General features: G+C 39.6%; 31 protein-coding genes, 1 rRNA gene and 2 pseudogenes. 29 read left to right on the forward strand and 5 right to left on the reverse strand.

Annotated features, from left to right (window positions below):
* Positions 1 to 27 precede the first annotated feature (27 nt).
* From rplO to rpsI (FSZ17_RS00865), 16 genes are all read left to right on the forward strand, one after another.
* Positions 28 to 468, forward strand: a complete 441-nt coding sequence (gene rplO, locus FSZ17_RS00790; protein ID WP_057776554.1) for a 50S ribosomal protein L15 — start codon at positions 28 to 30, stop codon at positions 466 to 468.
* Positions 468 to 1,763 carry a preprotein translocase subunit SecY gene (secY, locus tag FSZ17_RS00795; protein ID WP_057776555.1) on the forward strand — a complete coding sequence of 432 codons (1,296 nt, stop codon included), beginning with the start codon at positions 468 to 470 and terminating at the stop codon, positions 1,761 to 1,763. The genes rplO and secY overlap by 1 nt, the downstream gene beginning before the upstream one ends.
* A gap of 63 nt (positions 1,764 to 1,826) precedes the next feature.
* Entirely contained in the window at positions 1,827 to 2,477 is a 651-nt protein-coding gene (locus FSZ17_RS00800; protein ID WP_057776556.1) for an adenylate kinase, read from the forward strand.
* Positions 2,477 to 3,223, forward strand: a complete 747-nt coding sequence (map, locus tag FSZ17_RS00805; RefSeq protein WP_057776557.1) for a type I methionyl aminopeptidase — start codon at positions 2,477 to 2,479, stop codon at positions 3,221 to 3,223. The genes FSZ17_RS00800 and map overlap by 1 nt, the downstream gene beginning before the upstream one ends.
* 235 nt (positions 3,224 to 3,458) lie before the next feature.
* Positions 3,459 to 3,677, forward strand: coding sequence for a translation initiation factor IF-1 (gene infA, locus FSZ17_RS00810; protein WP_009336604.1), 219 nt, complete (start codon positions 3,459 to 3,461; stop codon positions 3,675 to 3,677).
* 36 nt (positions 3,678 to 3,713) lie between these two features.
* Complete coding sequence (rpmJ, locus tag FSZ17_RS00815) at positions 3,714 to 3,827, forward strand: 50S ribosomal protein L36 (protein WP_000868344.1); 114 nt, start codon at positions 3,714 to 3,716, stop codon at positions 3,825 to 3,827.
* 22 nt (positions 3,828 to 3,849) lie between these two features.
* Complete coding sequence (gene rpsM / locus FSZ17_RS00820) at positions 3,850 to 4,215, forward strand: 30S ribosomal protein S13 (RefSeq protein WP_057776558.1); 366 nt, start codon at positions 3,850 to 3,852, stop codon at positions 4,213 to 4,215.
* 21 nt (positions 4,216 to 4,236) lie between these two features.
* The gene (gene rpsK / locus FSZ17_RS00825) at positions 4,237 to 4,626 is read left to right on the forward strand and encodes a 30S ribosomal protein S11 (RefSeq protein WP_057776559.1); all 390 of its coding nucleotides are present in this window, start codon (positions 4,237 to 4,239) and stop codon (positions 4,624 to 4,626) included.
* A 176-nt stretch (positions 4,627 to 4,802) separates the two neighbouring features.
* Positions 4,803 to 5,747, forward strand: coding sequence for a DNA-directed RNA polymerase subunit alpha (locus tag FSZ17_RS00830; protein WP_057776560.1), 945 nt, complete (start codon positions 4,803 to 4,805; stop codon positions 5,745 to 5,747).
* An 80-nt stretch (positions 5,748 to 5,827) separates the two neighbouring features.
* Complete coding sequence (gene rplQ, locus FSZ17_RS00835) at positions 5,828 to 6,190, forward strand: 50S ribosomal protein L17 (RefSeq protein WP_057776561.1); 363 nt, start codon at positions 5,828 to 5,830, stop codon at positions 6,188 to 6,190.
* A gap of 602 nt (positions 6,191 to 6,792) precedes the next feature.
* A complete protein-coding gene (locus tag FSZ17_RS00840) occupies positions 6,793 to 7,635 on the forward strand; it encodes an energy-coupling factor ABC transporter ATP-binding protein (protein ID WP_057776562.1) in 843 nt (280 codons plus the stop codon).
* The gene (locus FSZ17_RS00845) at positions 7,611 to 8,480 is read left to right on the forward strand and encodes an energy-coupling factor ABC transporter ATP-binding protein (protein ID WP_057776563.1); all 870 of its coding nucleotides are present in this window, start codon (positions 7,611 to 7,613) and stop codon (positions 8,478 to 8,480) included. The genes FSZ17_RS00840 and FSZ17_RS00845 overlap by 25 nt, the downstream gene beginning before the upstream one ends.
* A complete protein-coding gene (locus FSZ17_RS00850) occupies positions 8,477 to 9,274 on the forward strand; it encodes an energy-coupling factor transporter transmembrane component T family protein (protein WP_057776564.1) in 798 nt (265 codons plus the stop codon). The genes FSZ17_RS00845 and FSZ17_RS00850 overlap by 4 nt, the downstream gene beginning before the upstream one ends.
* A 12-nt stretch (positions 9,275 to 9,286) precedes the next feature.
* Entirely contained in the window at positions 9,287 to 10,024 is a 738-nt protein-coding gene (gene truA, locus FSZ17_RS00855; RefSeq protein ID WP_057776565.1) for a tRNA pseudouridine(38-40) synthase TruA, read from the forward strand.
* A 176-nt stretch (positions 10,025 to 10,200) separates the two neighbouring features.
* A complete protein-coding gene (gene rplM, locus FSZ17_RS00860) occupies positions 10,201 to 10,638 on the forward strand; it encodes a 50S ribosomal protein L13 (protein WP_057776566.1) in 438 nt (145 codons plus the stop codon).
* A gap of 21 nt (positions 10,639 to 10,659) precedes the next feature.
* Positions 10,660 to 11,052, forward strand: a complete 393-nt coding sequence (gene rpsI / locus FSZ17_RS00865) for a 30S ribosomal protein S9 (RefSeq protein ID WP_057776567.1) — start codon at positions 10,660 to 10,662, stop codon at positions 11,050 to 11,052.
* 117 nt (positions 11,053 to 11,169) lie between these two features.
* Here rpsI (FSZ17_RS00865) and FSZ17_RS00870 read toward each other — a convergent pair.
* Positions 11,170 to 11,769: pseudogene (locus FSZ17_RS00870) on the reverse strand (site-specific integrase); the annotation flags it as partial.
* A 345-nt stretch (positions 11,770 to 12,114) separates the two neighbouring features.
* On the opposite strand from FSZ17_RS00870, the gene FSZ17_RS00875 reads away from it, so the two are divergent.
* The 7 genes and pseudogenes from FSZ17_RS00875 (at position 12,115) to FSZ17_RS23240 (ending at position 17,647) form a co-directional block, all read left to right on the forward strand.
* Complete coding sequence (locus FSZ17_RS00875) at positions 12,115 to 12,591, forward strand: MarR family transcriptional regulator (RefSeq protein ID WP_057776569.1); 477 nt, start codon at positions 12,115 to 12,117, stop codon at positions 12,589 to 12,591.
* An 18-nt stretch (positions 12,592 to 12,609) separates the two neighbouring features.
* A complete protein-coding gene (locus tag FSZ17_RS00880) occupies positions 12,610 to 13,434 on the forward strand; it encodes an alpha/beta fold hydrolase (RefSeq protein ID WP_057776570.1) in 825 nt (274 codons plus the stop codon).
* Positions 13,435 to 13,479: 45 nt separating this feature from the next.
* Positions 13,480 to 13,932: a DUF6220 domain-containing protein gene (locus tag FSZ17_RS00885; RefSeq protein ID WP_057776571.1), complete on the forward strand. Its 453-nt coding sequence runs from the start codon at positions 13,480 to 13,482 to the stop codon at positions 13,930 to 13,932.
* A 405-nt stretch (positions 13,933 to 14,337) separates the two neighbouring features.
* Positions 14,338 to 14,397 (forward strand): annotated as a pseudogene (gene rpsI / locus FSZ17_RS24050) (30S ribosomal protein S9); the annotation flags it as partial.
* Between the two features lie 208 nt (positions 14,398 to 14,605).
* Complete coding sequence (locus FSZ17_RS00890; protein WP_057776572.1) at positions 14,606 to 15,427, forward strand: gluconate 2-dehydrogenase subunit 3 family protein; 822 nt, start codon at positions 14,606 to 14,608, stop codon at positions 15,425 to 15,427.
* Between the two features lie 15 nt (positions 15,428 to 15,442).
* Positions 15,443 to 17,188, forward strand: a complete 1,746-nt coding sequence (locus FSZ17_RS00895) for a GMC family oxidoreductase (protein WP_057776573.1) — start codon at positions 15,443 to 15,445, stop codon at positions 17,186 to 17,188.
* 318 nt (positions 17,189 to 17,506) lie between these two features.
* Positions 17,507 to 17,647, forward strand: a complete 141-nt coding sequence (locus tag FSZ17_RS23240) for a hypothetical protein (protein ID WP_156416287.1) — start codon at positions 17,507 to 17,509, stop codon at positions 17,645 to 17,647.
* A 7-nt stretch (positions 17,648 to 17,654) separates the two neighbouring features.
* Here FSZ17_RS23240 and FSZ17_RS00900 read toward each other — a convergent pair whose 3' ends face one another.
* Positions 17,655 to 17,834 carry a hypothetical protein gene (locus FSZ17_RS00900; protein ID WP_057776574.1) on the reverse strand — a complete coding sequence of 60 codons (180 nt, stop codon included), beginning with the start codon at positions 17,832 to 17,834 and terminating at the stop codon, positions 17,655 to 17,657.
* On the reverse strand, positions 17,827 to 19,038 hold the full coding sequence (locus FSZ17_RS00905; RefSeq protein WP_057776575.1) for a DUF4062 domain-containing protein: 1,212 nt from the start codon (positions 19,036 to 19,038) through the stop codon (positions 17,827 to 17,829). Before FSZ17_RS00905 ends, FSZ17_RS00900 begins: the two co-directional genes overlap by 8 nt.
* 297 nt (positions 19,039 to 19,335) lie before the next feature.
* Between FSZ17_RS00905 and FSZ17_RS00910 the strand changes: the two genes are divergently transcribed.
* The 3 genes from FSZ17_RS00910 (at position 19,336) to FSZ17_RS00920 (ending at position 21,809) form a co-directional block, all read left to right on the forward strand.
* Complete coding sequence (locus FSZ17_RS00910; protein ID WP_057776576.1) at positions 19,336 to 19,779, forward strand: YbaK family protein; 444 nt, start codon at positions 19,336 to 19,338, stop codon at positions 19,777 to 19,779.
* 115 nt (positions 19,780 to 19,894) lie between these two features.
* Positions 19,895 to 20,611 carry an N-acetylmuramoyl-L-alanine amidase CwlD gene (gene cwlD / locus FSZ17_RS00915; protein WP_057776582.1) on the forward strand — a complete coding sequence of 239 codons (717 nt, stop codon included), beginning with the start codon at positions 19,895 to 19,897 and terminating at the stop codon, positions 20,609 to 20,611.
* Positions 20,612 to 20,750: 139 nt separating this feature from the next.
* Positions 20,751 to 21,809 carry an Mrp/NBP35 family ATP-binding protein gene (locus tag FSZ17_RS00920; protein WP_057776577.1) on the forward strand — a complete coding sequence of 353 codons (1,059 nt, stop codon included), beginning with the start codon at positions 20,751 to 20,753 and terminating at the stop codon, positions 21,807 to 21,809.
* Positions 21,810 to 21,855: 46 nt separating this feature from the next.
* Here the strand turns inward: FSZ17_RS00920 and gerD are convergent, their stop codons facing one another.
* Entirely contained in the window at positions 21,856 to 22,485 is a 630-nt protein-coding gene (gerD, locus tag FSZ17_RS00925; protein ID WP_057776578.1) for a spore germination lipoprotein GerD, read from the reverse strand.
* 151 nt (positions 22,486 to 22,636) lie between these two features.
* Between gerD and FSZ17_RS00930 the strand changes: the two genes are divergently transcribed.
* Positions 22,637 to 23,275: a KinB-signaling pathway activation protein gene (locus tag FSZ17_RS00930; protein ID WP_057776579.1), complete on the forward strand. Its 639-nt coding sequence runs from the start codon at positions 22,637 to 22,639 to the stop codon at positions 23,273 to 23,275.
* A gap of 120 nt (positions 23,276 to 23,395) precedes the next feature.
* Here the strand turns inward: FSZ17_RS00930 and pdaB are convergent, their stop codons facing one another.
* Positions 23,396 to 24,148: a polysaccharide deacetylase family sporulation protein PdaB gene (gene pdaB / locus FSZ17_RS00935; protein WP_057776580.1), complete on the reverse strand. Its 753-nt coding sequence runs from the start codon at positions 24,146 to 24,148 to the stop codon at positions 23,396 to 23,398.
* Between the two features lie 143 nt (positions 24,149 to 24,291).
* On the opposite strand from pdaB, the gene FSZ17_RS00940 reads away from it, so the two are divergent.
* A complete protein-coding gene (locus FSZ17_RS00940) occupies positions 24,292 to 24,522 on the forward strand; it encodes a hypothetical protein (RefSeq protein ID WP_057776581.1) in 231 nt (76 codons plus the stop codon).
* A 256-nt stretch (positions 24,523 to 24,778) separates the two neighbouring features.
* Positions 24,779 to 26,329 (forward strand): 16S ribosomal RNA (locus FSZ17_RS00945).
* Positions 26,330 to 26,340: the final 11 nt, after the last annotated feature.

A 26,340-nucleotide genomic window follows, 5' to 3' on the forward strand; every position in this document is an offset into this window, starting at 1 on the left:
TCTTCTAACAAATAAGGAGGTGCCAACATGAAACTTCATGAATTAAAGCCTGCAGAAGGTTCACGTCAAGAACGCAAACGTAAAGGTCGTGGAATTGGTTCCGGTAATGGTAAAACTGCTGGTAAAGGTCATAAAGGTCAAAATGCTCGTTCTGGCGGCGGTGTTCGCCCTGGATTCGAGGGTGGTCAAACACCTTTATTCAGACGTTTACCAAAACGTGGTTTTACAAACATTAACCGTAAAGAATATGCGGTTGTGAACCTTGATGCTCTAAATCGTTTTGAAGATGGTACTGAAGTAACTCCAGTACTTCTTATTGAAACAGGTGTAGTTAGCAACGAGAAAGCAGGAATCAAAATTCTTGCTAAAGGCAAAGTTGAGAAAAAGCTTACTGTTAAAGCTCATAAATTCTCCTCTGCTGCGAAGGAAGCTATTGAAGCTGCCGGCGGTCAAACTGAGGTGATTTAATGTTTCAGACAATCTCCAATTTTATGCGCGTGGGTGATATAAGAAGAAAGATCCTATTCACCCTTTTAATGTTGGTTGTATTCCGTATTGGTACATTTATTCCTGTACCAGGAGTGAATGCAGATCTTTTAAAGGCCCAGGATGAACTTAATGTATTCGGTCTTCTGGATACATTCGGCGGTGGGGCGTTACGAAACTTCTCAATTCTTGCAATGGGGATTATGCCGTACATTACCGCATCCATTATTATTCAGTTGCTTCAAATGGACGTTGTTCCGAAGTTTACTGAATGGTCAAAGCAAGGAGAAGTTGGACGCCGTAAGTTAGCTCAGTTTACCCGCTATTTCACTATTGTGCTTGGTTTTATCCAAGCTTTAGGTATGTCATACGGGTTCAACAACCTAGCTGGCGGGCAGTTAATTGAAAATCCAAGTATCGGAAACTATCTATTAATTGCAGTAGTCTTAACAGCAGGAACTTCATTCTTAATGTGGCTAGGTGAACAAATCACTTCAAAAGGTGTTGGAAACGGAATCTCTGTCATCATTTTTGCTGGGATCGTAGCTGGTATTCCATCTACATTTAATCAAATTTATGCTCAGTCATTTGAAAATGCTGGAGAGCAGCTGTTCCTTAACATTGTAAAATTTGTACTACTTGCTATTGCAGTTATTGCAATTGTTGTCGGTACTATCTTTATTCAGCAAGCATTAAGAAAAATTCCTATTCAATACGCAAAAAGAATGGTAGCAGGAAAAGGTCCAGTTGGTGGTCAATCCTCTCACTTACCTTTAAAAGTAAATGCTGCAGGTGTAATTCCGGTTATCTTTGCAGTTTCTTTTATCGTTACACCAAGAACGATTGCTTCATTCTTTGAGCAAAATGAGGTAACACTCTGGATTGAAAGAGTATTTAATTACTCAAATCCAATAGGAATGGTCGTGTATAGTGCACTGATTATTGCCTTTACTTATTTCTACGCTTTCATTCAAGTAAATCCTGAACAAGTTTCGGATAACTTGAAAAAGCAAGGCGGTTATATTCCTGGTATACGTCCAGGAAAAAGTACTCAAGAGTATTTAACTCGTGTTCTATATCGTTTAACATTTGTGGGAGCCTTATTCCTGACAGCTATTGCGATCTTGCCGATTCTCTTTATTAATCTTTCTGGTTTGCCGCAATCTGCTCAAATTGGGGGAACAAGCTTATTAATTGTTATTGGTGTTGCACTAGAAACAATGAAGCAGCTTGAGGCTCAACTTGTGAAACGTCATTATAAAGGGTTTATTAAATAATTTGGTTTTTTAGGGTACCCATTGACGGTCCCTAAAAACCAATTAGATTTAGGGGGATTTCACATGAACTTAGTATTAATGGGGCTCCCTGGTGCCGGTAAAGGTACACAAGCGGAAAAGATTGTCCAAAAATACGGCATCCCTCATATCTCAACAGGAGATATGTTCCGTGCAGCAATAAAAGATGAAACGGAACTCGGCCTTCAGGCAAAATCATTTATGGATAAAGGCGAACTTGTTCCTGATGAGGTAACAATTGGTATTGTCCGTGAAAGATTATCTAAGGGTGATTGTAAGAAAGGCTTCCTGCTGGACGGCTTTCCTCGAACTGTTGCTCAAGCAGAAGCATTGGAAGACATCCTCACTCATTTGGATAAAAAAATTAACTACGTCATTAACATTGACGTAGACAATGGAATTCTAATGGAACGCCTTACTGGCCGTCGCATTTGTAAAGATTGCGGTGCCACTTATCATCTTGTATTCAATCCTCCTGCAAAAGATGGTGTTTGCGATCGTTGCAGCGGAGAGCTGTATCAGCGTGCTGATGATAATGAGGCAACTGTTAAGAATCGTTTGGACGTTAATATTAAACAAACGAAACCATTACTTGATTTCTATGAAACTAAAGGCTATTTGCGCAATATTGATGGCCAGCAGGAAATAGATAAAGTATTTGCTGATGTGGATCAATTACTCGAGGGATTGCAATAATGATCATTTGCAAAACACCGCGTGAAATTGAAATCATGCGTGAAGCTGGAAAAATTGTAGCGCTGACTCATCAAGAACTGAAAAAACATATTGCTTCAGGCATTACAACCTTAGAATTGGATGACATTGCTGAAAAGTTTATAAAAAAACATGATGCAATTCCATCTTTTAAAGGTTATAATGGCTTTCGCGGAAGCATCTGTGCTTCAGTTAATAATGAGCTTGTTCATGGGATTCCTAGTAATCGGGTATTAAAGAATGGCGACATTATAAGCGTTGATATCGGTGCTAAATTTAACGGTTATCATGGTGATTCTGCTTGGACGTATCCTGTAGGTACGATTGATAAGGAAACTCAAACACTTCTGGATGTAACTGAGGAATCTTTATATAAAGGTCTTACAGAAGCAAAACCAGGAGAGCGTCTGTCGAACATCTCACATGCGATTCAAACTTATGCGGAATCATATGGTTTTTCCATTGTACGCGAGTATGTAGGTCATGGAATAGGGCAAGACTTACATGAGGATCCGCAAATTCCTCATTACGGTCCCCCGAACAAGGGCCCACGCTTAAAACCGGGGATGGTACTTGCTGTTGAACCTATGGTGAATGCAGGAAGCCGATATGTAAAAACGTTAACAGATAACTGGACAGTTGTAACGGTTGACGGAAAAATGTGTGCTCATTTTGAACATACAATTGCCATCACAGAAACAGGTTATGAGATCCTTACAAAAGCCTAATTTGTAGGTGATTTTCTCTGTTCCTTCCATTCTGTTCTATTTTTAGGTCAAACTTGTATTGGTTCTTTTAGGACTTCATGCTAAACATTGTGTTATAATAATAAGGTTGTTGGCATCTTAAGAAGTTCAGAAAGATTACAAGAAACCGGTTGTGCAACTAATGGAAAATGCACTTTGCATCTAGCAAAGTATAAAAAATGATTTCGTATTTGAAATGAAAAGGGGGACACGTTCGATGGCGAAAGACGATGTAATTGAGATCGAAGGTACTGTTGTTGACACTTTGCCAAATGCCATGTTTAAAGTAGAGTTAGAGAATGGTCATACAGTGTTAGCACACGTTTCTGGGAAAATCCGCATGCACTTTATCCGTATATTACCTGGGGATAAAGTAACTGTAGAGCTTTCTCCATATGACTTAACTCGCGGAAGAATCACTTATCGTTTTAAATAAACCACTGCACTCCGTACTATTAAGGAGGTTAGGATAATGAAAGTAAGACCATCTGTTAAACCAATCTGCGAAAAGTGTAAAGTTATCCGCAGACGTGGTAAAGTTATGGTTATCTGTGAAAACCCTAAACATAAACAAAAACAAGGTTAAATACAAGGAGGTGCGCTAACGAATGGCACGTATTGCTGGTGTAGATATTCCACGTGAAAAACGTGTAGTAATATCCTTAACTTACATCTATGGAATTGGTAAAGTAACTGCACAAAAAGTTTTAGCAGAAGCTGGTGTTTCTGAAGACACTCGTGTTCGTGATTTAACTGAAGACGAATTAAATAAAATTCGTGAAGTAATCGACAAATTAAAAGTTGAAGGTGACCTTCGCCGTGAGGTTTCACTTAACATTAAGCGTTTAATGGAAATCGGTTGCTATCGCGGTCTTCGTCATCGCCGTGGTCTACCTGTTCGTGGACAAAATACTAAGAACAATGCTCGTACACGCAAAGGTCCTCGTAAGACTGTAGCGAACAAGAAGAAATAATCAGTAAAGGAGGTACTTTAAATGGCTCGTAAAACTAATACACGTAAACGCCGTGTGAAAAAGAATATTGAACAAGGTGTTGCACATATTCGTTCTACTTTCAATAATACAATTGTAACTATCACTGATGCTCATGGGAATGCACTTTCATGGTCAAGCGCTGGTGCGTTAGGGTTCAAAGGTTCTCGTAAATCTACTCCTTTCGCAGCTCAAATGGCAGCAGAAACTGCAGCAAAGGCTTCTATGGAGCATGGCATGAAAACTCTTGAAGTAACTGTTAAAGGACCTGGTGCTGGACGTGAAGCTGCAATCCGTGCACTTCAAGCTGCTGGTCTAGAAGTTACTGCAATTAGAGACGTAACTCCAGTTCCACATAATGGATGTCGTCCACCAAAACGTCGCCGTGTGTAATTTTTCTGTATAAATTTCGTATCCTTGTCTATAATGGGATATGATGGAAAAAAGTTTCTACTTTTTGTACAGAATATGATTCAAGTTGTTGTGCGCAAAACGGGAACGTATACATGGGGAATTTCGGTTAATTTTGCTAACCGGGGTTTCGACGTTTTGAAGGAGGGTATATTTTCATGATCGAAATAGAAAAACCAAAAATCGAAACGGTTGAGATCAGCGATGATGCCAAGTACGGGAAGTTCGTTGTAGAGCCACTTGAGCGTGGATATGGTACAACTTTGGGTAACTCCTTACGTCGTATCCTTTTATCCTCACTCCCTGGTGCCGCAGTTACATCAATTCAGATTGATGGGGTACTTCATGAGTTCTCAACAATTGAAGGCGTCGTAGAAGATGTGACATCTATCATTTTAAACATCAAAAAGCTTGCACTGAAAATCTACTCTGATGAAGAGAAGACTCTTGAAATCGATGTACAGGGTGAAGGCGCAGTTAAAGCCGCTGATATTACTCATGACAGCGATGTTGAAATTCTAAATCCAGATCTTCACATTGCTACTTTAGGAACGAACGGTCATTTACGCATGCGTTTAACAGCTAGACGCGGTCGTGGATATACACCTGCCGTCCAAAATAAAAGAGAAGATCAGCCGATTGGTGTGATTCCAATCGATTCTATCTATACACCTGTTTCACGTGTTTCTTTCCAAGTAGAAAATACACGCGTAGGCCAAATGACTAACTATGATAAGTTAACATTTGACGTTTGGACTGATGGAAGTACAGGTCCTCAAGATGCAGTTGCACTTGGTGCGAAGGTTTTAACTGAGCATTTGAATATCTTCGTTGGATTAACGGATGAAGCTCAAAATGCTGAAATTATGGTTGAAAAAGAAGAAGATCAAAAAGAAAAAGTACTTGAGATGACAATTGAAGAGCTTGATTTATCAGTTCGTTCATACAACTGTTTAAAGCGTGCCGGAATCAATACCGTTCAAGAATTAGCTAATAAGACGGAAGAAGATATGATGAAGGTTCGTAACTTAGGCAGAAAGTCTCTTGAGGAAGTTAAACACAAACTAGAAGAGCTTGGATTAGGCTTACGTAAAGATGACTGATAAGTAATTGCTTCATGAGGCATTTTGACGAGGCTACCTAAAGCTTTTATGAATGACTTCAACAAAGGAGGGAAACTTTCATGGGATACAGAAAGTTAGGACGTACTAGCTCTCAACGTAAAGCTATGCTACGTGACTTAGCAACAGATTTAATCATCAACGAGCGCATTGAAACAACTGAAGCTCGTGCGAAAGAGCTTCGTTCAGTTGTTGAGAAAATGATCACTCTTGGAAAGCGTGGCGATCTTCATGCTCGTCGTCAAGCAGCTGCATTCGTACGCAATGAGGTAGCAAACGCTGAAACAAACCAAGATGCTGTTCAAAAGCTATTCAGCGATATCGCATCTCGCTATGAAGAACGCCAAGGTGGATATACTCGTATCATGAAACTTGGACCACGTCGTGGAGACGGTGCGCCAATGGTTATCATTGAATTAGTATAATTTCATCTAGTTAAGGAATGAGGTTTTGATGAAGAGGCCGGTGCTTGCACCGATTTCCTCTAGTCAATCCTCACGCCTAACTTATAGAAAAACCTTTGCATAGGGCAGGACAGTAGTTCTTTGCCCTTTTTCTATAAGATGTTTAGCTGCTAAATTTTAGTAGCTAAACGAATTTTAGCAAAAAAAGTGAGCGTTACGATGAGCATGATTTTATATATGACTCGTCTAGCTCTTGCACCTTTCCGAATTAGTTTCAAAGTTTACGCACAACAGGGGGGCCCTGTTTTAACGGGGAGGTGCAGGCTTTTTTTTAGGGATAAATCTATGATTTTGAGCTTGAATAGAGAGGCAGTCTTGGCTTTAATAAAGCTCGGATAGCAGATTATCTAGTAAGTTTACTTTCAAGATTACAAGCTGTGTAATCTTATTCTATTTGTTATAGGAATAAATATCCGCTGTCATACTATTTATGCTCGCCAATTGTGGCGGGTTTTTTAATATGGCTGTATTAAAGCTCAGTGTTGATCATGCTATTTTGTTGTTGATTGTCTGAGAGATCAGTATAGAATAGAGAGAAGAGAGAGATGAGAGGAGGAACAACAATGAGCAAGAAGCCCCTAGTTCAGCTAAATAATGTCTCATTTCAATATGATATTCAGGCGAATTATGCCCTTCAGGATGTATCCTTTGAGGTCTATGAAGGTGAGTGGCTCGCGATTGTTGGTCATAACGGCTCAGGGAAATCCACCCTGGCGAAGCTATTAAATGGGCTGCAATATCCGCAGGAAGGGACTATTACTGTAGATGGCATGCTTTTAACGGAAGAAACGGTGTGGGAAACGAGAAGAAAGATTGGAATGGTGTTTCAAAATCCGGACAATCAATTTGTTGGAACGACTGTCCAGGATGATGTGGCTTTTGGTTTAGAAAATAACGGGATTGCTAGAGATGATATGATTGAAAGAGTCAATAGTTCCCTGAATAAGGTGAAAATGGCGCAATTTCTTGATCAAGAGCCGCACCATCTGTCTGGAGGCCAAAAGCAAAGGGTGGCAATCGCCGGTGTAATTGCCCTTAGACCATCTGTCATTATTTTAGATGAAGCAACCTCTATGCTTGATCCGAGAGGAAGAGAAGAGGTTCTAGAAACGGTTAGAGAATTGAAAGAAACTCATAATATGACCGTTATTTCCATTACTCATGATTTAGAGGAAGCAGCAAAAGCTGATCGAATCATTGTCATGAATAAAGGCAAGCTTTATAGAGAAGGTACGCCAGAGGAAATATTTCAAATGGACGAAGAGCTTGTTAAGCTTGGTCTAGATATCCCATTTCCTGTGAAAATGAGCAAATTTTTAAAAGAGCAAGGCATTTCCCTATCGAGACATTTTTTATCGGAAGAAGAGTTGGTGGCAGAGTTATGGACATCTTACTACAACAAGTAGAATATCGATATCAGGCGAATACCCCTTTTGAACGGTTAGCTATAAAGGATGTTTCTATCGATATTCCATCGGGGACATTTCTTGCTATTATCGGACATACAGGTTCAGGTAAATCAACCATTCTACAGCATCTAAATGCATTGTTGAAGCCAACGGCCGGTAAAGTCATCATAGGGGATAAAGAAATCACTTCAGAGAAGAAGCAGAAAAACCTTAAAGAAGTAAGGCAAAAAGTAGGGATTGTGTTTCAATTTCCAGAGCATCAATTATTTGAGGAAACGGTTGAGAAGGATATTTGCTTCGGACCGATGAATTTTGGTGTTTCAGAGGATGAAGCAAAAAAACGGGCAAGAATCGCGATTCGTCAAGTTGGTCTCTCTGAAGACATTTTGGATAAATCACCTTTTGATTTATCTGGTGGTCAAATGAGAAGAGTTGCTATTGCTGGTGTACTGGCAATGGAACCGGATGTCATTGTTCTGGACGAGCCGACAGCAGGTCTTGACCCTAGAGGACGAAAAGAAATAATGGAGATGTTCTATGCTCTCCATCAGGAAAGAAAGCTTTCTACTGTACTTGTTACTCATAGTATGGAGGATGCCTCAAGGTATGCTGATCAAATTGTGATTATGCATCAAGGGGAAGTGTACAAAAAAGGAACACCTGAGGAAATTTTTTCTTCACCTGAAGGCTTATTGGAGCTTGGGCTAGATGTTCCAGAGGTTGTCCGTTTTCAGCAAAAAATTGAAAAGGCTTTTCAAATGAATTTTCCTAAAACGTGCTTATCTGTCGAGCAGCTTACGGAGGAAATTGCTGCATTATTGAAGAGGGGTGAGCAGAGATGATGGAGAAAATGATTTTTGGCCGCTATGTTCCTGCTCAATCTTTCATCCATAAGATGGATCCACGATCAAAGCTGCTTTTGATTTTTTTATTTGTTTGCATTGTTTTTATCGCGAACAACACCGTGACATACGCTCTATTAGTTGTTTATACCTTTTTTATGGTTTCTTTGTCCAAAGTTCCTTTTCGCTTTATTATTGCAGGGCTAAAGCCTGTTCTTTGGCTCGTCCTTTTCACAATGCTATTGCATTTGTTTTTAACAAAAGAAGGGGAAATCATATTTCAGGCAGGCTGGTTCAAGATCTATGAAGAAGGATTAAGGCAAGGGATATTCATTTCTATGCGCTTCTTCTTACTGATATTAATGACTTCCATTCTTACGTTAACGACGACACCGATTGAAATAACGGATGGTTTGGAGAGCTTGCTGCATCCGTTAAATAAAGTGAAGTTTCCTGTGCATGAGCTGGCTCTTATGATGTCAATTTCACTTAGGTTTATTCCAACACTGATGCAAGAGACAGATAAGATTATGAAGGCTCAAACAGCAAGAGGCGTTGATTTTACAAGCGGACCCATTAAAGAAAGGGTTAAGGCAATCATTCCACTTTTAATCCCTCTTTTTGTCAGTTCCTTTAAAAGGGCTGAAGAGCTTGCTACAGCGATGGAAGCAAGGGGATACCGCGGCGGGGAAGGACGAACGAAATATCGGCAGCTTAGCTGGAGATTCAATGATACTATTATGCTCTTGCTGCTTGTTTTATTGACGCTTTTATTATTTTTACTAAGAACGTAATGGGGCAAGATGATGAAAAGACTAAAGTGTGTTGTAGCCTATGACGGAACACTTTTTGCTGGCTATCAGGTTCAGCCGAAAAAGCGGACAGTGCAGGGGGAAATCGAGACTGCCTTGAAGAAGCTGCACAAGGGGGCAGATGTAAAGATCATTGCCTCAGGTAGAACGGATGCAGGTGTACATGCAAAAGGGCAGGTTATTCATTTCGATTCGGAGTTGCAAATTCCACTGTCAAAGTGGGATATCGCCCTTAATTCGCTTTTGCCTGATGATATCGTGATTGTCAAAACAGAGGAAGCAGAACAGGATTTTCATGCCCGTTTTGATGCAAAAGGGAAGGAATACCGCTATTTTCTGCATCGATCCCCTAAGAGAGATCCATTCAGCCGACATTATGCATTTCAGTATCCCTATTCTTTAAATATCTCTGCTATGAAAGAGGCCATTGTTCATCTGCTTGGCACCCATGACTTTACAAGCTTCTGCTCTGCAAAGACGGAAGTAGAGGATAAGGTAAGAGAAATAAAAGAGATTGAGCTGATTGAGGATAATGGGGAGCTTGTGTTCCGCTTTGTTGGTAATGGCTTTTTGTATAATATGGTGAGAATCTTAGTCGGAACTCTTTTAGAGGTCGGAGTTGGAGATAGAGACCCGGAATCCATATTGGACATTTTGGATAAGAAAGACCGATCTTATGCGGGAAAAACGGCTCCTGGACATGGGCTTTATTTATGGAATGTTTTTTATTAAAAAAAATGTTCCAAAACAACTAAACCTGGTGTAACATTTTATTGACAATAGCTGTATAAAAGTGTATCATAGCAAAGGTATTGTTATTAAAACCACGATAAGCCCCGGAACTTATTGTGTCTAAGATAAATGAAACCAATGAAATTATGAAAATGGAATTTTTAGGAGGGAAAATGATGCGTACAACGTTTATGGCGAATTCAAACAATATCGAGCGTAAATGGTACGTGGTTGATGCAGAAGGCAAAACTCTAGGTCGTCTTGCTAGTGAAGTTGCATCAATCCTACGTGGTAAACATAAACCAACTTATACACCACATGTTGATACTGGTGATCATGTAATTATTCTTAATGCTGCTAAGATTGAATTAACAGGTAAGAAACTTACTGATAAAATCTACTACCGTCACACAAATCACCCAGGCGGATTAAAAACAAGAACTGCTAACGAAATGCGTACGAACTATCCTGAGAGAATGTTAGAGCTTGCTATTAAAGGCATGCTTCCAAAGAACACTCTAGGTCGTCAAATGTTCAAGAAATTACACGTATATGCTGGCGCTGAACATAAGCACCAAGCTCAACAACCTGAAGTTTACGAACTTCGTGGATAATTTTTAGGGGAGGTTATTAACTTGGCACAGGTTCAATATATTGGCACTGGTCGTCGTAAGAGCTCCGTTGCACGAGTTCGTTTAGTACCAGGCGATGGTAAAATTATTATCAATGGTCGTGAAATCGAAGAGTATATCCCATTTGCTGCTTTACGTGCGGTTGTAAACCAACCACTTGTAGCTACTGAAACACAAGGTAGCTATGATGTTCATGTAAACGTAAATGGTGGTGGATACACTGGTCAAGCTGGCGCAATTCGCCACGGTATCGCTCGTGCGTTACTTCAAGCTGATCCAGAATTCCGTCCAACATTAAAAGCTGCAGGTCTATTAACTCGTGATGCTCGTATGAAAGAACGTAAAAAATACGGTCTTAAAGGCGCTCGTCGTGCACCTCAGTTCTCAAAACGTTAATTATCAATGTTTCGAAGGCTCTTTTCACTTCTGTGGAAAGGGTCTTTTTTATGCCTAAAGACTACTTTTGACCACATTTTGACCACCAATATTTTTTTGACCACATTAGACGACTAATTATAGCTCGATATACTTTTGAAATTTTGAAGCGGTTTGCTCTTTAAGGGTATTAGTTACGTGGGTGTAGATATTCATTGTCATTTGAATATCGGCGTGTCCTAACCGTTCTTGTACTTCTTTAATATTAGCACCAGCTTCAAATAATAAAGATGCGTGAGTGTGCCTTATACCGTGAATTGTTATGGGATGAAGATTATGTTTTTTAATTAAAATATTTAGCTTTTCATTAAGATAAGCTAAGCGTAATGGTGTCCCATCCTCTATTTTAAAAACAAGATTATTGGCACTACTTATTATTCTGTTGGCAAATTCCTCTTCCTTTTGGCTTATGCGCCACTTTTTAAGCAAAGATAGGGTTTTATTATCCAAACTAATTAAACGCTTAGAATCCCTTGTTTTTGGCATTTGAAAAAGATGTTTTCCATCGGTCTGGAACAGGGTTCTCCATAAACGGATAAACCCGGCCTCAAAATCGATATCATCCCATGTTAACGCTAATAATTCCCCTTTACGAGCCCCGGTGTAAATTAAGAGGTGAAAGAGTACATGTTCCCGAAGTGATGTATCCTTTTTAGTAATGGAAAGGAATCTTTTTACCTCGTCCTTTGTCCAGTAATCACGGTCCTCAAATTCATTTTCCTCATTTAGTAACTCCTTTTCTGAGCCTTTAGATGAATTTTATATCATTTAGGAAAAAGCTATTCCACAATCGGGCGCTATTCAGAAGTAACTAAAGCCTAATTTCTCTGTATTGGGTAAGCGAGAAATTAGGCTTCTTTACATTTAGATTTCCTCAACGCTGTAACTGCGGGGTTCCTGACGATACCCCTTAATAAAGTTTTTTAAACTCCAAAAATCCAGTTAATATTTTTTGTTGACTTCGGAAACAAAAAAGCGCTACAATATTATTGTTTCCCTAGAAACAATAAATGGAGGGTTTTTATGACAAAAGAAGAAGAACTAAGTGCTATTTTTAATCGAGTGGCTGAAAGGCATAGAATTATTAAAAATATCGATGAACAAAAATACAAGTTCATGAAAGAAAACACATTTTTAGAAGTTCACAGTATTGATTTAATCGAAAAAATTGAAGACCCAAATGTTACAAAGCTTTCAAAGTCGCTGCGTGTGACAAGAGGAGCAATCAGTAAAACAATGAAAAAATTAATTGAGGATGGCGCAGTAGAAAAATATCAAAAGCAAGAGAATAAAAAAGAAATATATTACAAACTCACCGATGTTGGAAGAGATATTTATATAGAGCATGAAAAAATGCATAGTTCCCGGATTGAAAAAGATCGTGGATTTTTCAGTCAATTAAGTGAAGAGGAAAAAAATCAGCTTATCAAAATATTAAATAAAATTTACGGGCAGATAGCCACCGAACTTAAAAAGTTGGGTATGGATAATTATATATAATAGGAGGGCGGTGATTCTGTGGTAAAAACAGGACGTGTTACGTCGGAGGGTGATGAACTATATTTTGAAGTCCGCGGTCAAGGTGTACCACTCTTGATGATTTCAGGAGGTGGAGGTGATGCAGGATTTTACTCGTATGTTGCAGATATTCTCGCTGATGAATACCAAGTGATTACTTATGATCGTCGGGGTAATTCCCGCAGTACCAGAAATGAGCCGGTAAATTTTGAAGTTAGCCGGGAAGCACGCGATGCCGTTGCCGTTCTCCGTGCGGCAGGTCATGAAACAGCTTATGTGTTTGGAAACAGTGGCGGTGCAATCTTTGCACTCGAAATGGCAAGGAGCCACCCTCAGGCTGTTAAAGCGATGGTCGTTCATGAGCCTCCTGTTTTGCGGGTTCTTCCCGATAGAAAAAAATGGTTGGGATTTTTCGCAAAGGTTTTTAGGACATCTTTCAGATTTAACTACCAAATTGCTCTTTTTAGGTTTAATATGGCGCTTTCTATCCCATTCAGTGCTTTCAAAAGCGTCCCAAAGGATTTTCAAGATCGTGTGACGAAGGCGAATAATAATCACTACCTCATAAATCATGAAATGCTTTCAAGTGTGAACTATATGCCTGATATCAAGAATATTAAGCAAAATGGCGTTAAGGTTATTATGGCAGCGGGCAGTAGGAGTTTGGCTAAGGGTGCTTATTACGCCAGGACAGCACCTATCTTGGCGGAAATGCTCGGTTGTAAAATGGTTACCTTTCCGGGACATCATATTTCCTATTTCGATTTACCTCACGAGTGGGCAGAAACATTACGAAAAGTGCTTAAGAGTACTGAAGTATCATAAATAACGGAAAGAAAATGATTATTTGTTTAGAAAGGAGATTAAATCATGATGATTGAAGATGCGAATACGGAAAAGGCAAAAGAAAAGCTTTCTGTCCGAGTGAAGTACTCTCAGATAGGATTTTTCTTATTAGCGTTGATTTTACTCATTTGTATCGTCGCACAGGTTTATTTAGCAGGAATGGCAATATTCGAAGATCCAGTCAATTGGGGAAGACATAGGATCTTTGTGCATATGTTTGAATATATTTCGATACTCATGTTTTTCCTTGGATTTATCGGTCGTTTACCTTGGAAAATGATCTGGGGAAGCTTTGGCATGTTTGCCCTTTGTAATATCCAATACTACACAGCCCATGGTATTGCTGGGGCGCTTCACCCAGTTCTTGCCCTTGTATTATTTTGGGTCTCGTTTACACTAGCATGGAGTTCATATAGGTATTATTTAGGCGTCTTAGCAGCTAGCACAGATACAACTCTTCTCACCACTCAAAAATAGTGGAATAAGAAAAAGGGCTGCCGTAGCACCCCCGTTCAACTAAGGCTCCCAATCTGAAGAAGAATCCATTTTGATCAATCTTTTTTGAAATGGATTCTTCTTATTTACCATAAAATATGGGCTTGTAAGGTGTTTTTATCAAACTTTATTTCAAAGCAACAAAACCCGAACAGTTTTTTTACCAGATACGTAAACAGGCTATAAAGCCTTTAATAATATTGTTGATCTTCCACCAACGGGCGCTTAAGTGGAATAAGTATGAGTTATTTTTGACCACATTCTGACCACCAAATATATATAAGGATATATTATCAAATTTTTATTGAACAGAAAGAAGCCCGATAAATCAGGCTTACAGTAAGTTATTTTATTCCTAGATTCTTCATATTTAATATATAAAACAAAGGACGTAAAAAATACGGTCTTAAAGGCGCTCGTCGTGCACCTCAGTTCTCAAAACGTTAATTATTGCTTATCAAAGGCTCTCAACCAATTTGGTTGGGGGTCTTTTTTTGTATAAAAATGGTCTTTGACCTTTGGCCTCCTTTAACAAATTGTATAACTCACACCCCACATAAAAACTTAATTCTAATTAGAAATGAATATGTAAGGATTATGCTGGAAATATTAAACATAATTGATGAATTAATAGAGGTGTAAGGAGGAGTATGAAGTGACAGATAAACCGAAGGAAACTAACGAGAGCCGCCGCCAGTTTATTAAGAATACAGGGCTAGTTGCGGGTGGATTAGTTGGTGGAACCTTATTTGGCGGCTTGTTGACAAACCAGTTTCAAAAAAAACCAGAAATCCAAGATGTGAAAAATATCAGTGGTGGCCTGCAAGAAGCACGTGTCTTCATCAATCGAGCAAGAGACTTTGATATTCTATCGGCAGCAACAGAACGTATTTTTCCAAAAGATGATTTGGGTCCTGGCGCCATTGAATTAAGCGTTCCCTACTTTATTGACAAACAATTAGCTAGTGAATGGGGGACGAATGCGAAGGAATATATGAAGGGTCCTTTTATTTCCGACATAAAGGAAGCTGGCAATCATAATGTACAACGGCGTCAAGATAGCCAAGGGCCGAATTCAGGCACGCAAATACCTACTCCGTCACCGCGCTACCATACCATATTAAATAGGGGTGAAATGTTCACTTTGGGTCTAAGGAAAATGGATGAAGTGGCTCAAAAGGAATTCGGTAAAGGGTTTGTTGAGTTGGACCCAGACAAGCAAGATGAGGTGCTACATATGTTTGAAGAGGATAAAGTCGAGATGAAAGGGGTAGGATCCTCAAACTTTTTCCACTTACTTCTGCAGACTACGATTGAAGGTGCTTATGCAGATCCCGTGTATGGCGGAAATAAAGATATGATGGGATGGAAGATGAAAGAGTATCCGGGTCCACAAATGGGCTACTTGGATAAAATTGGGGAGGAAAAATTTATTAAAATGGAACCGACAAACTTACGTAATTATCAAGGTCATTAATGGGAGGCAAATACGATGGCTGTTAAATTAGATAAAGTAGATGTAGTAGTTGTAGGTACGGGCTGGGCAGGCGGTGTTGTTTCAGCGGAACTTTCGAAAGCAGGCTATAAAGTGATTGCTTTGGAACGGGGGAAAAATGTCATTCGGGCAGATTATATAGGAGTGAAGGATGAACTGCGTTATACAAATCGCTATGAGATGATGCAGAATTTAGCCCCAGAAACCATTACTTCCCGAAATTATTTAGATGAAATTGCTCTGCCGGTAAGAACTCGTCAAGAAATGATGGTTGGCACGGATTTGGGTGGGGGCAGTGTTCATTGGGCTGGAGCCACTTACCGTTGGAAGCCATACGACTTTGAAATTAGAAGTAAGACGATCGAGCGATACGGAAAAGATAAAATCCCAGAAGGTATGGCTATACAGGATTGGGGCATTACATACGATGAGATGGAAAAATACTATGATCGGTGGGAAAAAACAGCAGGTACCTCTGGAGAACCAGATCCGATTGGAGACAAGCGATCAAGTGACTATCCAAACCCGCCGATGAAGGAGTCGCCAGCGGTTCGCTTATTTAAAGACACCACTAAGAAAATGGGCTACCATCCCTATCAAGTTGCTTCAGGTAATTTATCAAAGGCCTATACGAATCCTGACGGGGAAAAGATGGGCCAATGTATGTTTTGTTCATTTTGCACGCAATACGGATGTGATTTTGGAGCGAAATCTGATCCACTTGTAACGGTCATTCCAACGGCCATGAAAACGGGAAACTTTGAGGTGAGAACAGGGGCCTATGTACGGCGTGTGTTATACTCTGGTGGCAAAGCGACGGGTGTTCTATATGTCGATACCATGACTGGAGAAGAATTCGAACAACCCGCGGATGTAGTGGTGCTAGCCGCATTCACATTTACAAACAATCGTTTATTAATGTTATCTAATATAGGACAACCTTATAATCCTAATACAAGAAAAGGCGTTATTGGAAGAAATTTTAACGGCCAGTTCGGTATTACCTTTCTTGGGGCGAGAGGGTATTTCAAAAACAAGAAATTCAATTATTACATGGGAGCTGGCGCATTAGGTGGCACCTTAAGTGATTTTGCAGGGGATAATTTCGATCATTCAAAATTGGATTTCATTAATGGCGGGGGAATCGAACTTCGACAATATGGTGATGGAGCTATCGCGACGAACCATGTCCCAAAGGGCACCCCAAAATGGGGGCCAGAGTTTAAAAAGAATTCAATTTTTTATGCGAACCGCTCCCTTGTTGTATGGTATACATCGGCAACCATGTCCTGGTGGCATAATTTTACGGATTTAGATCCAACCTATAAGGATATCTATAATGATCCACTTTTGCGTATAACCAATCGATATACAGATCAGGATCGGAATATTGCTAAGTTTGGGATAGAGAAGTCACGGGAAATTATGAAAGCAATGGGCGCAGATATTATTGATGAGGATGAAGTGCCACAAGAATTTGATCATGTTTATAGTGGCGGTCATTATGCGGGCGGAGTCATTATGGGGGCGGACCCAGCAACGTCTGCAGTAAACAACTACTTACAAATGTGGGATGTTGACAACCTCTTCGTAGTTGGTGGATCAGCTTTCCCACAATTTGCGGGTCATCATCCAACTGCAACAATTGGCGCATTGGGTTACCGTGCAGCTGAAGGTATTGAACATTATCTGAAAAACGGCGGTCAATTGGCAAAAGGAAAACAGGGTGGCACCAGTGCTTAATTTTTTTAGAAAGCCCCTTCCCGGGAAAGTTTGGGTGAGGGGCATTTTGTTATAATTACAAAATCCCATTAAAGATTTGTCCTTTTCCATTTAGTTCAATAATTTTAAGGCGATTTGTTTTTTTTGACATAAATAGTTTTATATTGTTCTTTACGGTCTTTATCAACAAAAAGGAGAATGCGTTCTCCTTGATTATCTGTGGAGACGATCTATTCCAAATCTCTAAAGCTAAAAACACTATCAATGAACTGTTTGAATACACTAGGCTGACAAGCCCAGATGTCAAATTAACTTTTAGTAGTAGACTTTGGAGGTTTATTGGAACAAGTTATTGATGAAAACATTCCAATTTTCGAAAAGGAAGAGTTACGGATTCAAAAATCAATTCCTAATGAAGATCTGCTAGTTACCATGGATGTTGGTTTGAGGGTCTTCATATATGAAAATAAAAAAGCGTAGAATTTTTCTACGCTTTTTTGATAATTCCAGTAAATGGTGATTTCCCACATGTGTGAGATTTATTATATCCTAAAGATTCTAGTAGACGTCTATTGTTTTCTGATTTTTTCCTCATATCGATTTCTTTTGCAATACGAGTCAGATGCTTAGGAGTGGAACCGATATAGACTACACTATCCTTACTCATTTAACATCCCTCCTAAAAGGTCAATTGCAAAATCAAATGGTTGCCTTTTTTCCATTATAGCACTTACAATATCGCTTTCATAGCTGTTCACACGACGACTTGACCAAAGCTGAGATAATTGAAAGTGGCATGATAAGACTAATTCTCCAACCTTCTTTGTCATGTAAATCATCTGTTTCTCTTCTGAGTAAAAAACATGTTCTCGATGCTCCATATCTTTATGATAAGTTTGAGCAACAAATGAATCTTCATCCTCAATTTTAAAGTTTTGTGCTGGGGTTTTGCTTCCATACGAATCAACTAAAGAGAATAGGTCTTCACTTCGTTTGTACAATGTAATGGCTTTACATTCAGATATATTCAAAATAGGTACAGGGTGTTCCGCAAAATCACTGTAAGGATCATAAATGGATTGACCTGGCAAATACTCGGATAAAGTTTTAAAGAATAATGGGAGATTTAGCTTGGCGTTCACAATGCACTTCATAAAATTATTTACAGCGTCTTGATAAACAGAAAGCTCATCGTACAGCAAAAGGTTTTGAGTTATTTCTTTTTCATGAAGATAAAATTTCGTGCTTTTTCTTAATACTTGACTTAAAACCTTCAAAAGGAAGCTACAAAGTTCAGGTGTATCAGCGATGCTGTAATCATACGTCCATCTTGTCATATTAAAACAATCATGGACAAAGGCCCAAATAAAATCATCCACGGCAATCTCTAAAATTTTTTTATGTAAGACCGTATCATTTATTTTATGTTCTTCCAAAAGGGCTTTTACGATTGGAAAGGTGAATCGAGGCTCATGGTCGTACTTCATTTCATACTTGTAAATCGCTCTGTCTAATTCATCTTTCACATGCTCTTTATAGAAGTTAAGTATTTGCGTTTCCACGATCGGTATGACAATTTTATCGTTTTTGAGAGCGGTCATAAATTCTGCATATGTAATGGTAATATTGGGATTATTACGGCTTAGGCTTCCCGCTTTATTGGATATAAATAAAACAAGGACATCACTATCCTTTACCTTAATTAAGCAATCTTGATTAGGGTTATCTGTATATAATCCCATATCTCCATACTCATACATAACCGTTTCGTGACCAGCATTCTCTAAAGCTGCTTTTATTCGTTCTCTTAATGGCTGAAGGGTTTGCTGAGAGGAAGAACTAATAAATATTTTGGTTACATCAATATTCAATTAAATACCTCCTTTGGTAAAATCTCTATATACCATTTTATCAAATAATTCCTAAAATAATGATAAAAAAAGCGAATCGTTCGTTCTTGCTGGTTGTATTAACTGAAATAAAGGTTGTGTTAAAGTTAAGTTTTGAAAATGCTATTTTGTTGTTGATTGGAGCGGAAAGCGAGTGCCTGCAGCGGAAATCAACAAGGAAGTTTATAGCATAGATAAAAAATTGGCAGTCAAAAGCTATGTGCTTTTTGTATTTCTCGTCCTTAAGGGATAAAGACTATCCTCAAGAGGTGAAATACAATGAATGTGATTACAACCTTTAATGAAAAGAAAAGAGAGAAGCAAATTAAATATGAAAGATCCGTTTTGCGGGAAATTTCAATAAAGACATTAAAAGAAAAAGTACAGCAGCTTTTCGGGTCATCTCGCTTTGTTGCTGGCTTGTTGATGAATAATGGAATAGAAGAAGCTTGCTATGATGTGGCGATCGAGGCTTATTTATTGGGTGCACATTTTAGCCGTTTTGGTTTTTATGGTGAAACGATCGAGGCTGTAAAATATCGATGCCGGAATGAAGAGCGGCATTTAATTGATACCCTATACCATTTCTTCCTGTACTGGGGAAGCGGTGAGGAGGGAGTTATGAATGAGTCCTTATATTATTTATGCGAGGAATATGTTTCTTACTGGTGGATGGAGGGTTTTCATAAAGGAGAAAGAAGACATCGCTTAAGATTGCACTAGAAAACCTCCCTTTTATTATCGATAGTTCTACAACCGCTTATCGTATTTCTTCGTTCTAGAACTCCAACTCGTCCCATATATTGAAGTGAGGACGAGCGGGAGGATGGACAGATTGATGAACAAAAGACTAAAAACATGGGCTTTCGCCATTGGGCTGATCATTCTGTTTTTTATTTTACAATATGATTTTGCAGAGAATGATTCGTGGGAGTCGTGGAATTTGCCTTTAACAGGTAAAATCATTTTACTTGATCCAGGTCATGGAGGCCCTGACGGTGGGGCAGGGGATTTGGATGCACTTGAAAAGGATATTGCGCTTGATGTTTCATTGAAAGTCCGTGATCTCTTGCAGCAGCAGGGAGCTCTTGTCTTGATGACGAGGGAGGATGACCGGGATCTGGCTCCTGAAGGGACAAGGGGTTACAGCCGCCGAAAGGTAGAGGATTTAAAGAAGAGGCTGGAAATGATTAATACATCAGGTGCAGAGTATTTTGTGAGCATCCATTTAAATTCGATTCCATCCCCAAGGTGGAGCGGAGCACAAACCTTTTATGCATCGAAAAGAGAGGAAAATGCACGTTCAGCAAAATTTATTCAGGATGAACTGCGGCGTAATTTGGAAAACACCACTCGAAAAGCAAAAGTGCTTGATGTATATATCCTTAAAAACGCAAAAATTCCTGGATCATTAGTTGAAATAGGATTTTTATCCAATGCAGCTGAAAAGGCTAATTTAAAGAAAGAAAAATACCAAGATAAAGTAGCGGCTTCGATTTATAATGGAATATTGCGCTATTACTCTGATGAGAACGAGTTAATAGAAGAGGAATAAAAGGTGCTATGATAGCATCTTTTTTCAATGATCGTTTTCCTTTTCCAATTAGAGTAAATAAGGTGTGATACAATTAACATTATTCATAAATCTATATGTTATACTTAAATGGAAACGAATATAAAAGGCAGGTGCTAATATGTTATCTGAACAAAATATAAGAGAAGTTTTAAGTGGATTACAGGAGCCATTTTTACATAAATCATTAGGTGAGCTGGGAGCAATTGAGGAAATTAAGATCAAAGAAGAAAAAAATCATGTAAGTGTAAAAATCCTTATTGCGAAAACAGGTACAGCTGAGCAGCTTCAGCTTCAAACTCTCATCGTTAGCCGTCTAAAAGAAGCAGGAGCGGATACGGTTGGAATTCGTTTTAGTGAGCTGCCAGAATCTGTTCTGTCACAATACCGCCAAGCAGTACAAGAAGATGACAAAGGATTGCTTTCACCAGAGAGTAAAACAACATTTATTGCGATTGCGAGTGGAAAAGGTGGAGTAGGAAAGTCAACTGTATCCGTGAACCTTGCTGTCTCTTTGGCGAGGTTAGGCAAGAAGGTCGGATTAATTGATGCCGATATTTATGGATTCAGTGTCCCAGATATGATGGGAATAACAACAAGACCTGTCGTAAGAGGAGAAAAAATTATTCCAGTCGATCGATTTGGTGTAAAAGTGATTTCAATGGGCTTCTTTGTTGAAGATAACTCTCCGATTATTTGGAGAGGGCCAATGCTAGGGAAAATGCTCAATAGTTTTTTTAATGAGGTAGAGTGGGGAGAAATTGATTATTTACTGTTAGACTTGCCCCCAGGAACGGGAGATGTTGCATTAGATGTTCATACAATGCTTCCTGCTTGTAAAGAAATCGTTGTGACTACCCCTCATCCAACTGCAGCATTTGTAGCAGCTCGTGCTGGTGCGATGGCTATAAGAACAGAGCATGAAATATTAGGTGTTATTGAAAATATGGCATACTTTGAAAGTCAGCTTACAGGTGAGAAGGAATATGTATTCGGACAAGGTGGAGGAGAGAAGTTGGCTGATGAGCTTAGAACAACCGTTTTAGGCCAATTGCCACTCGCGCAGCCTGATTGGAATGAAGATGATTTCGCGCCATCTGTGTATGATGCAGACCATAAGCTTGGTAAGATTTATGGAGATATTGCCCAAAAGGTTGTTAATACACTGGAAGGTAAGTAAAGTGGAAAAACCTCTTCTCGAAAAAGAAGAGGTTTTTTATTCACTCTTACTGGCCTCCGCCGCCTCCACCTTCACTTTGTTGTCCTTGCCCTTCACCGCCGTCGCCTTTTTCTCCACCCTTTTCACCGCTCTTAACCTCATCTGCCGCTTTTAAAAGGAGGGTTTGTATTTTTGCTTTGAACAGGGGACTCTCAAAGGTTTCCTTTACGACTGTTTGTAAATACTCTCGATATTCTTTGCTTTTTAAAACTTTTATGACCTCTTTTTCTAATTCAGGATCCTGTAAGACTTCAATCATCATGCCACGGTATTCAGGATCTTTCATTAAATCCTTTAGAAGCTTCTCATTTTCGGTCTTCATGCTTTTTGCCATGCTTTCGGCGAATTTAGGATCCTCAAATTGCTTTTTCCAAAATTCTGCTCCCTTTTCGGAAGTTAATGTCTTTTCTATTGTATCTGACACAATCTTTTGATCCATAACAATCTGTTGCTTCATTTTATCTTCAGACATAAGTTCTTGGATAGCCTTTTTTCCATCGTCGGTTTTAAGTATATCGACAACCATCTTTTTTGTTTGCTCATAATCCAATTGATTGCCGCCAGCTTCATTTTGAGCACAGCCCGTTATGAATATGATCGGCAGTAGTGTCAGGAGCAAACGGAATTTATTTAACATACTTGAAGCTCCTTTCAGAGAAGGTATCCTTATTTTTATGATGAAGAAAAAGAGCAATTATTATTCGCGAGAAAATACAATCCCTAGATTTTTCAAAGCTTGGTTGGTACAATCATAAGGTGAATAATTTATATTATGGAGGAAAAATAAATTGACGAGCCGAAATTGGGTAAAGCTATTTTTATCCACGCTTTTGGTAGGGGGATTAACTACTGGGGTTGTTGGATTTATCGTCCGATGGAATGAATTTAAACCGTTATTTGTTCCGTTTGATTTTCTTGAAATATTATCTGTGTTATTTTGGTTAATAGGTGTTGGCTTCATTTTTAGTATTCTTAGCCAAATGGGGTTTTTTGCTTATTTAACTGTCCACCGTTTTGGTTTAGGAATATTTAAATCCCGCTCCTTATGGAATGCTGTACAAGTCCTTCTTATTGTGTTTGTATTATTCGATCTAGTGTACCTTCGTTATAATGCTTTTGCGAAGGAAGGAGAAAGCATACTGCTGTACATCGCACTTGCTGCATTTGTATTAGTGGTAGCGCTTGTTGTTGCAGCGGTTAAGGCGAAGTTAACGAATAAGGAAGCATTTATACCAGCTGTTTTCTTTATGGTTGTTGTAACGACGATTGAGTGGGTTCCTGTATTAAGGGTCAACGAACAAAGCTGGGTTTATCTGATGATCGTTCCTTTATTAGTATGCAACACTTACCAGCTACTTATTCTACATAAGCTTAACGAAAAATCTCAACTACAAAAACAACAGAAATCAAAAAAGCCGACCAAATAATGGAAGGCTTTTTTAGTTAGGTTATTTTAAACTTCCTTGTTGATTTCCGCTGCAGGCACTTAGCGATCGCGGACGGTCCGGAAGCCTCCTCGTCACTATCGCTCCTGTGTGGTCACCCTCTTATTTAATTTCACTTGTTTTTGTTTTTGCATTTGCGATCATTTCTGATACGGTAACTAGTTCAATTCCTTTTTTATTTAATTGTTTTAAGATATGTGGCAGTGCTTTTTCTGTTTGTTTTGCGGAATCTGAAGCATGAAGCAATACAATATCGCCTTTTTTAGCTCTAGACACATTATTGATAATTTGTTCTGTCCCTGGATTTGTCCAATCCTTTGAATCTATGCTCCAATGTATAACTGTGTAACCGAGCCTTTCAGCAATTTTTAGAGTTTTTTGGTCAAAATGACCTGTCGGAGCTCGAACTAGCTTGATGTCTTTTACATTTAATTTCTTAAATGCAACTTGAGCTTTCGCTATATCTTGTCTAATTTTCGCTTCCTCAAGCTCAGTATAGTCCTCGTAATTATAACCAAGGATTCCTATTTCATATCCTTCTTTGACTATTCGCGCTACTAAATCTGGATGACGCTCCGCCCATGAACCAGAGAGAAAAAAAGTAGCGGATTTTACATTCTCTTTTTTCAAAACATCCAGGATAGGCTCTGCTTTTTCATCCCCCCAACCAATATTGAAGGTAAGGGCAAGATCTTTTTCTCCTTTATATATCGCTTTAGGCCCATCCTTTGTTGAAAATACCGGCAAATGCACAATATTCCCGATATATAAAAACCATGCAGTAAAAAATGATGCAATAATTATTAAAGCGGTTTTTTTCATTGATTTCCCGTTTAGTACAAAAAAGTAATTCATTTTTCTCTTCACCTCGTCCAATACACTCCTTGTCTCAATCCTATGCAAAGTTTTTTTTATAAATGAATACAAAATCAAATTCATAAAAAAAATAATTTGGAAAATACTACAAAAACCATATTGGAATATAAAGAGGTGCATTTATGATTGGAATATTAATTAATGATATGGAACAAAAAGAAATGCAATACTTAATAAAAAGAGAAATGGATGAAATTCTTTTTGATTTAAAGGATGAACGAATTGATCATATTGTTAAAAGAGCAATGGAAGAGAGATATAAAATATTATTTTCTTTGTTTAAAAGAGTAGCTTCGCCGAATGACTGTCTTAAGTACATGCGTAATAGTCAATGTAATGAACAAAAAGGGTAAAAGGTTTTGAAAAAAATACGAATAAATGATTGACTTATTTATAGTTTGTTGATATATTAATAAACGTCGCTGCTGACATGATAAAAAACAACTTAAAAAAAGTTGTTGACGTCAAAAGCGAAGGATGATATATTAATAAAGTCGCCTCTGAGCGATAAACATGAAAAACATTGTTCTTTGAAAACTGAGCGAACAAAAACGTCAACGTTAATTCTAAGTCTTTTTATAAGACATTTTTAAGAGCTAATCTTACTCTTTATTGGAGAGTTTGATCCTGGCTCAGGACGAACGCTGGCGGCGTGCCTAATACATGCAAGTCGAGCGGACTTGTGAGAGCTTGCTCTCGCAAGTTAGCGGCGGACGGGTGAGTAACACGTGGGCAACCTGCCTGTAAGACTGGGATAACTTCGGGAAACCGGAGCTAATACCGGATAATTCTTTTCTACACATGTAGGAAAGCTGAAAGATGGCTTCGGCTATCACTTACAGATGGGCCCGCGGCGCATTAGCTAGTTGGTGAGGTAACGGCTCACCAAGGCAACGATGCGTAGCCGACCTGAGAGGGTGATCGGCCACACTGGGACTGAGACACGGCCCAGACTCCTACGGGAGGCAGCAGTAGGGAATCTTCCGCAATGGACGAAAGTCTGACGGAGCAACGCCGCGTGAGTGATGAAGGTTTTCGGATCGTAAAACTCTGTTGTTAGGGAAGAACAAGTACCGTTCGAATAGGGCGGTACCTTGACGGTACCTAACCAGAAAGCCACGGCTAACTACGTGCCAGCAGCCGCGGTAATACGTAGGTGGCAAGCGTTGTCCGGAATTATTGGGCGTAAAGCGCGCGCAGGTGGTTCCTTAAGTCTGATGTGAAAGCCCACGGCTCAACCGTGGAGGGTCATTGGAAACTGGGGAACTTGAGTGCAGAAGAGGAAAGTGGAATTCCACGTGTAGCGGTGAAATGCGTAGAGATGTGGAGGAACACCAGTGGCGAAGGCGACTTTCTGGTCTGTAACTGACACTGAGGCGCGAAAGCGTGGGGAGCGAACAGGATTAGATACCCTGGTAGTCCACGCCGTAAACGATGAGTGCTAAGTGTTAGGGGGTTTCCGCCCCTTAGTGCTGCAGCTAACGCATTAAGCACTCCGCCTGGGGAGTACGGCCGCAAGGCTGAAACTCAAAGGAATTGACGGGGGCCCGCACAAGCGGTGGAGCATGTGGTTTAATTCGAAGCAACGCGAAGAACCTTACCAGGTCTTGACATCCTCTGCCAACCCTAGAGATAGGGCGTTCCCCTTCGGGGGACAGAGTGACAGGTGGTGCATGGTTGTCGTCAGCTCGTGTCGTGAGATGTTGGGTTAAGTCCCGCAACGAGCGCAACCCTTGATCTTAGTTGCCAGCATTCAGTTGGGCACTCTAAGGTGACTGCCGGTGACAAACCGGAGGAAGGTGGGGATGACGTCAAATCATCATGCCCCTTATGACCTGGGCTACACACGTGCTACAATGGATGGTACAAAGGGCTGCGAGACCGCGAGGTTAAGCGAATCCCATAAAACCATTCTCAGTTCGGATTGCAGGCTGCAACTCGCCTGCATGAAGCCGGAATCGCTAGTAATCGCGGATCAGCATGCCGCGGTGAATACGTTCCCGGGCCTTGTACACACCGCCCGTCACACCACGAGAGTTTGTAACACCCGAAGTCGGTGGGGTAACCGTAAGGAGCCAGCCGCCTAAGGTGGGACAGATGATTGGGGTGAAGTCGTAACAAGGTAGCCGTATCGGAAGGTGCGGCTGGATCACCTCCTTTCTAAGGATATA

The sequence above is a fragment of the Cytobacillus dafuensis genome (genome assembly GCF_007995155.1).
Taxonomy (GTDB): Bacteria; Bacillota; Bacilli; order Bacillales; family Cytobacillaceae; genus Cytobacillus; species Cytobacillus dafuensis.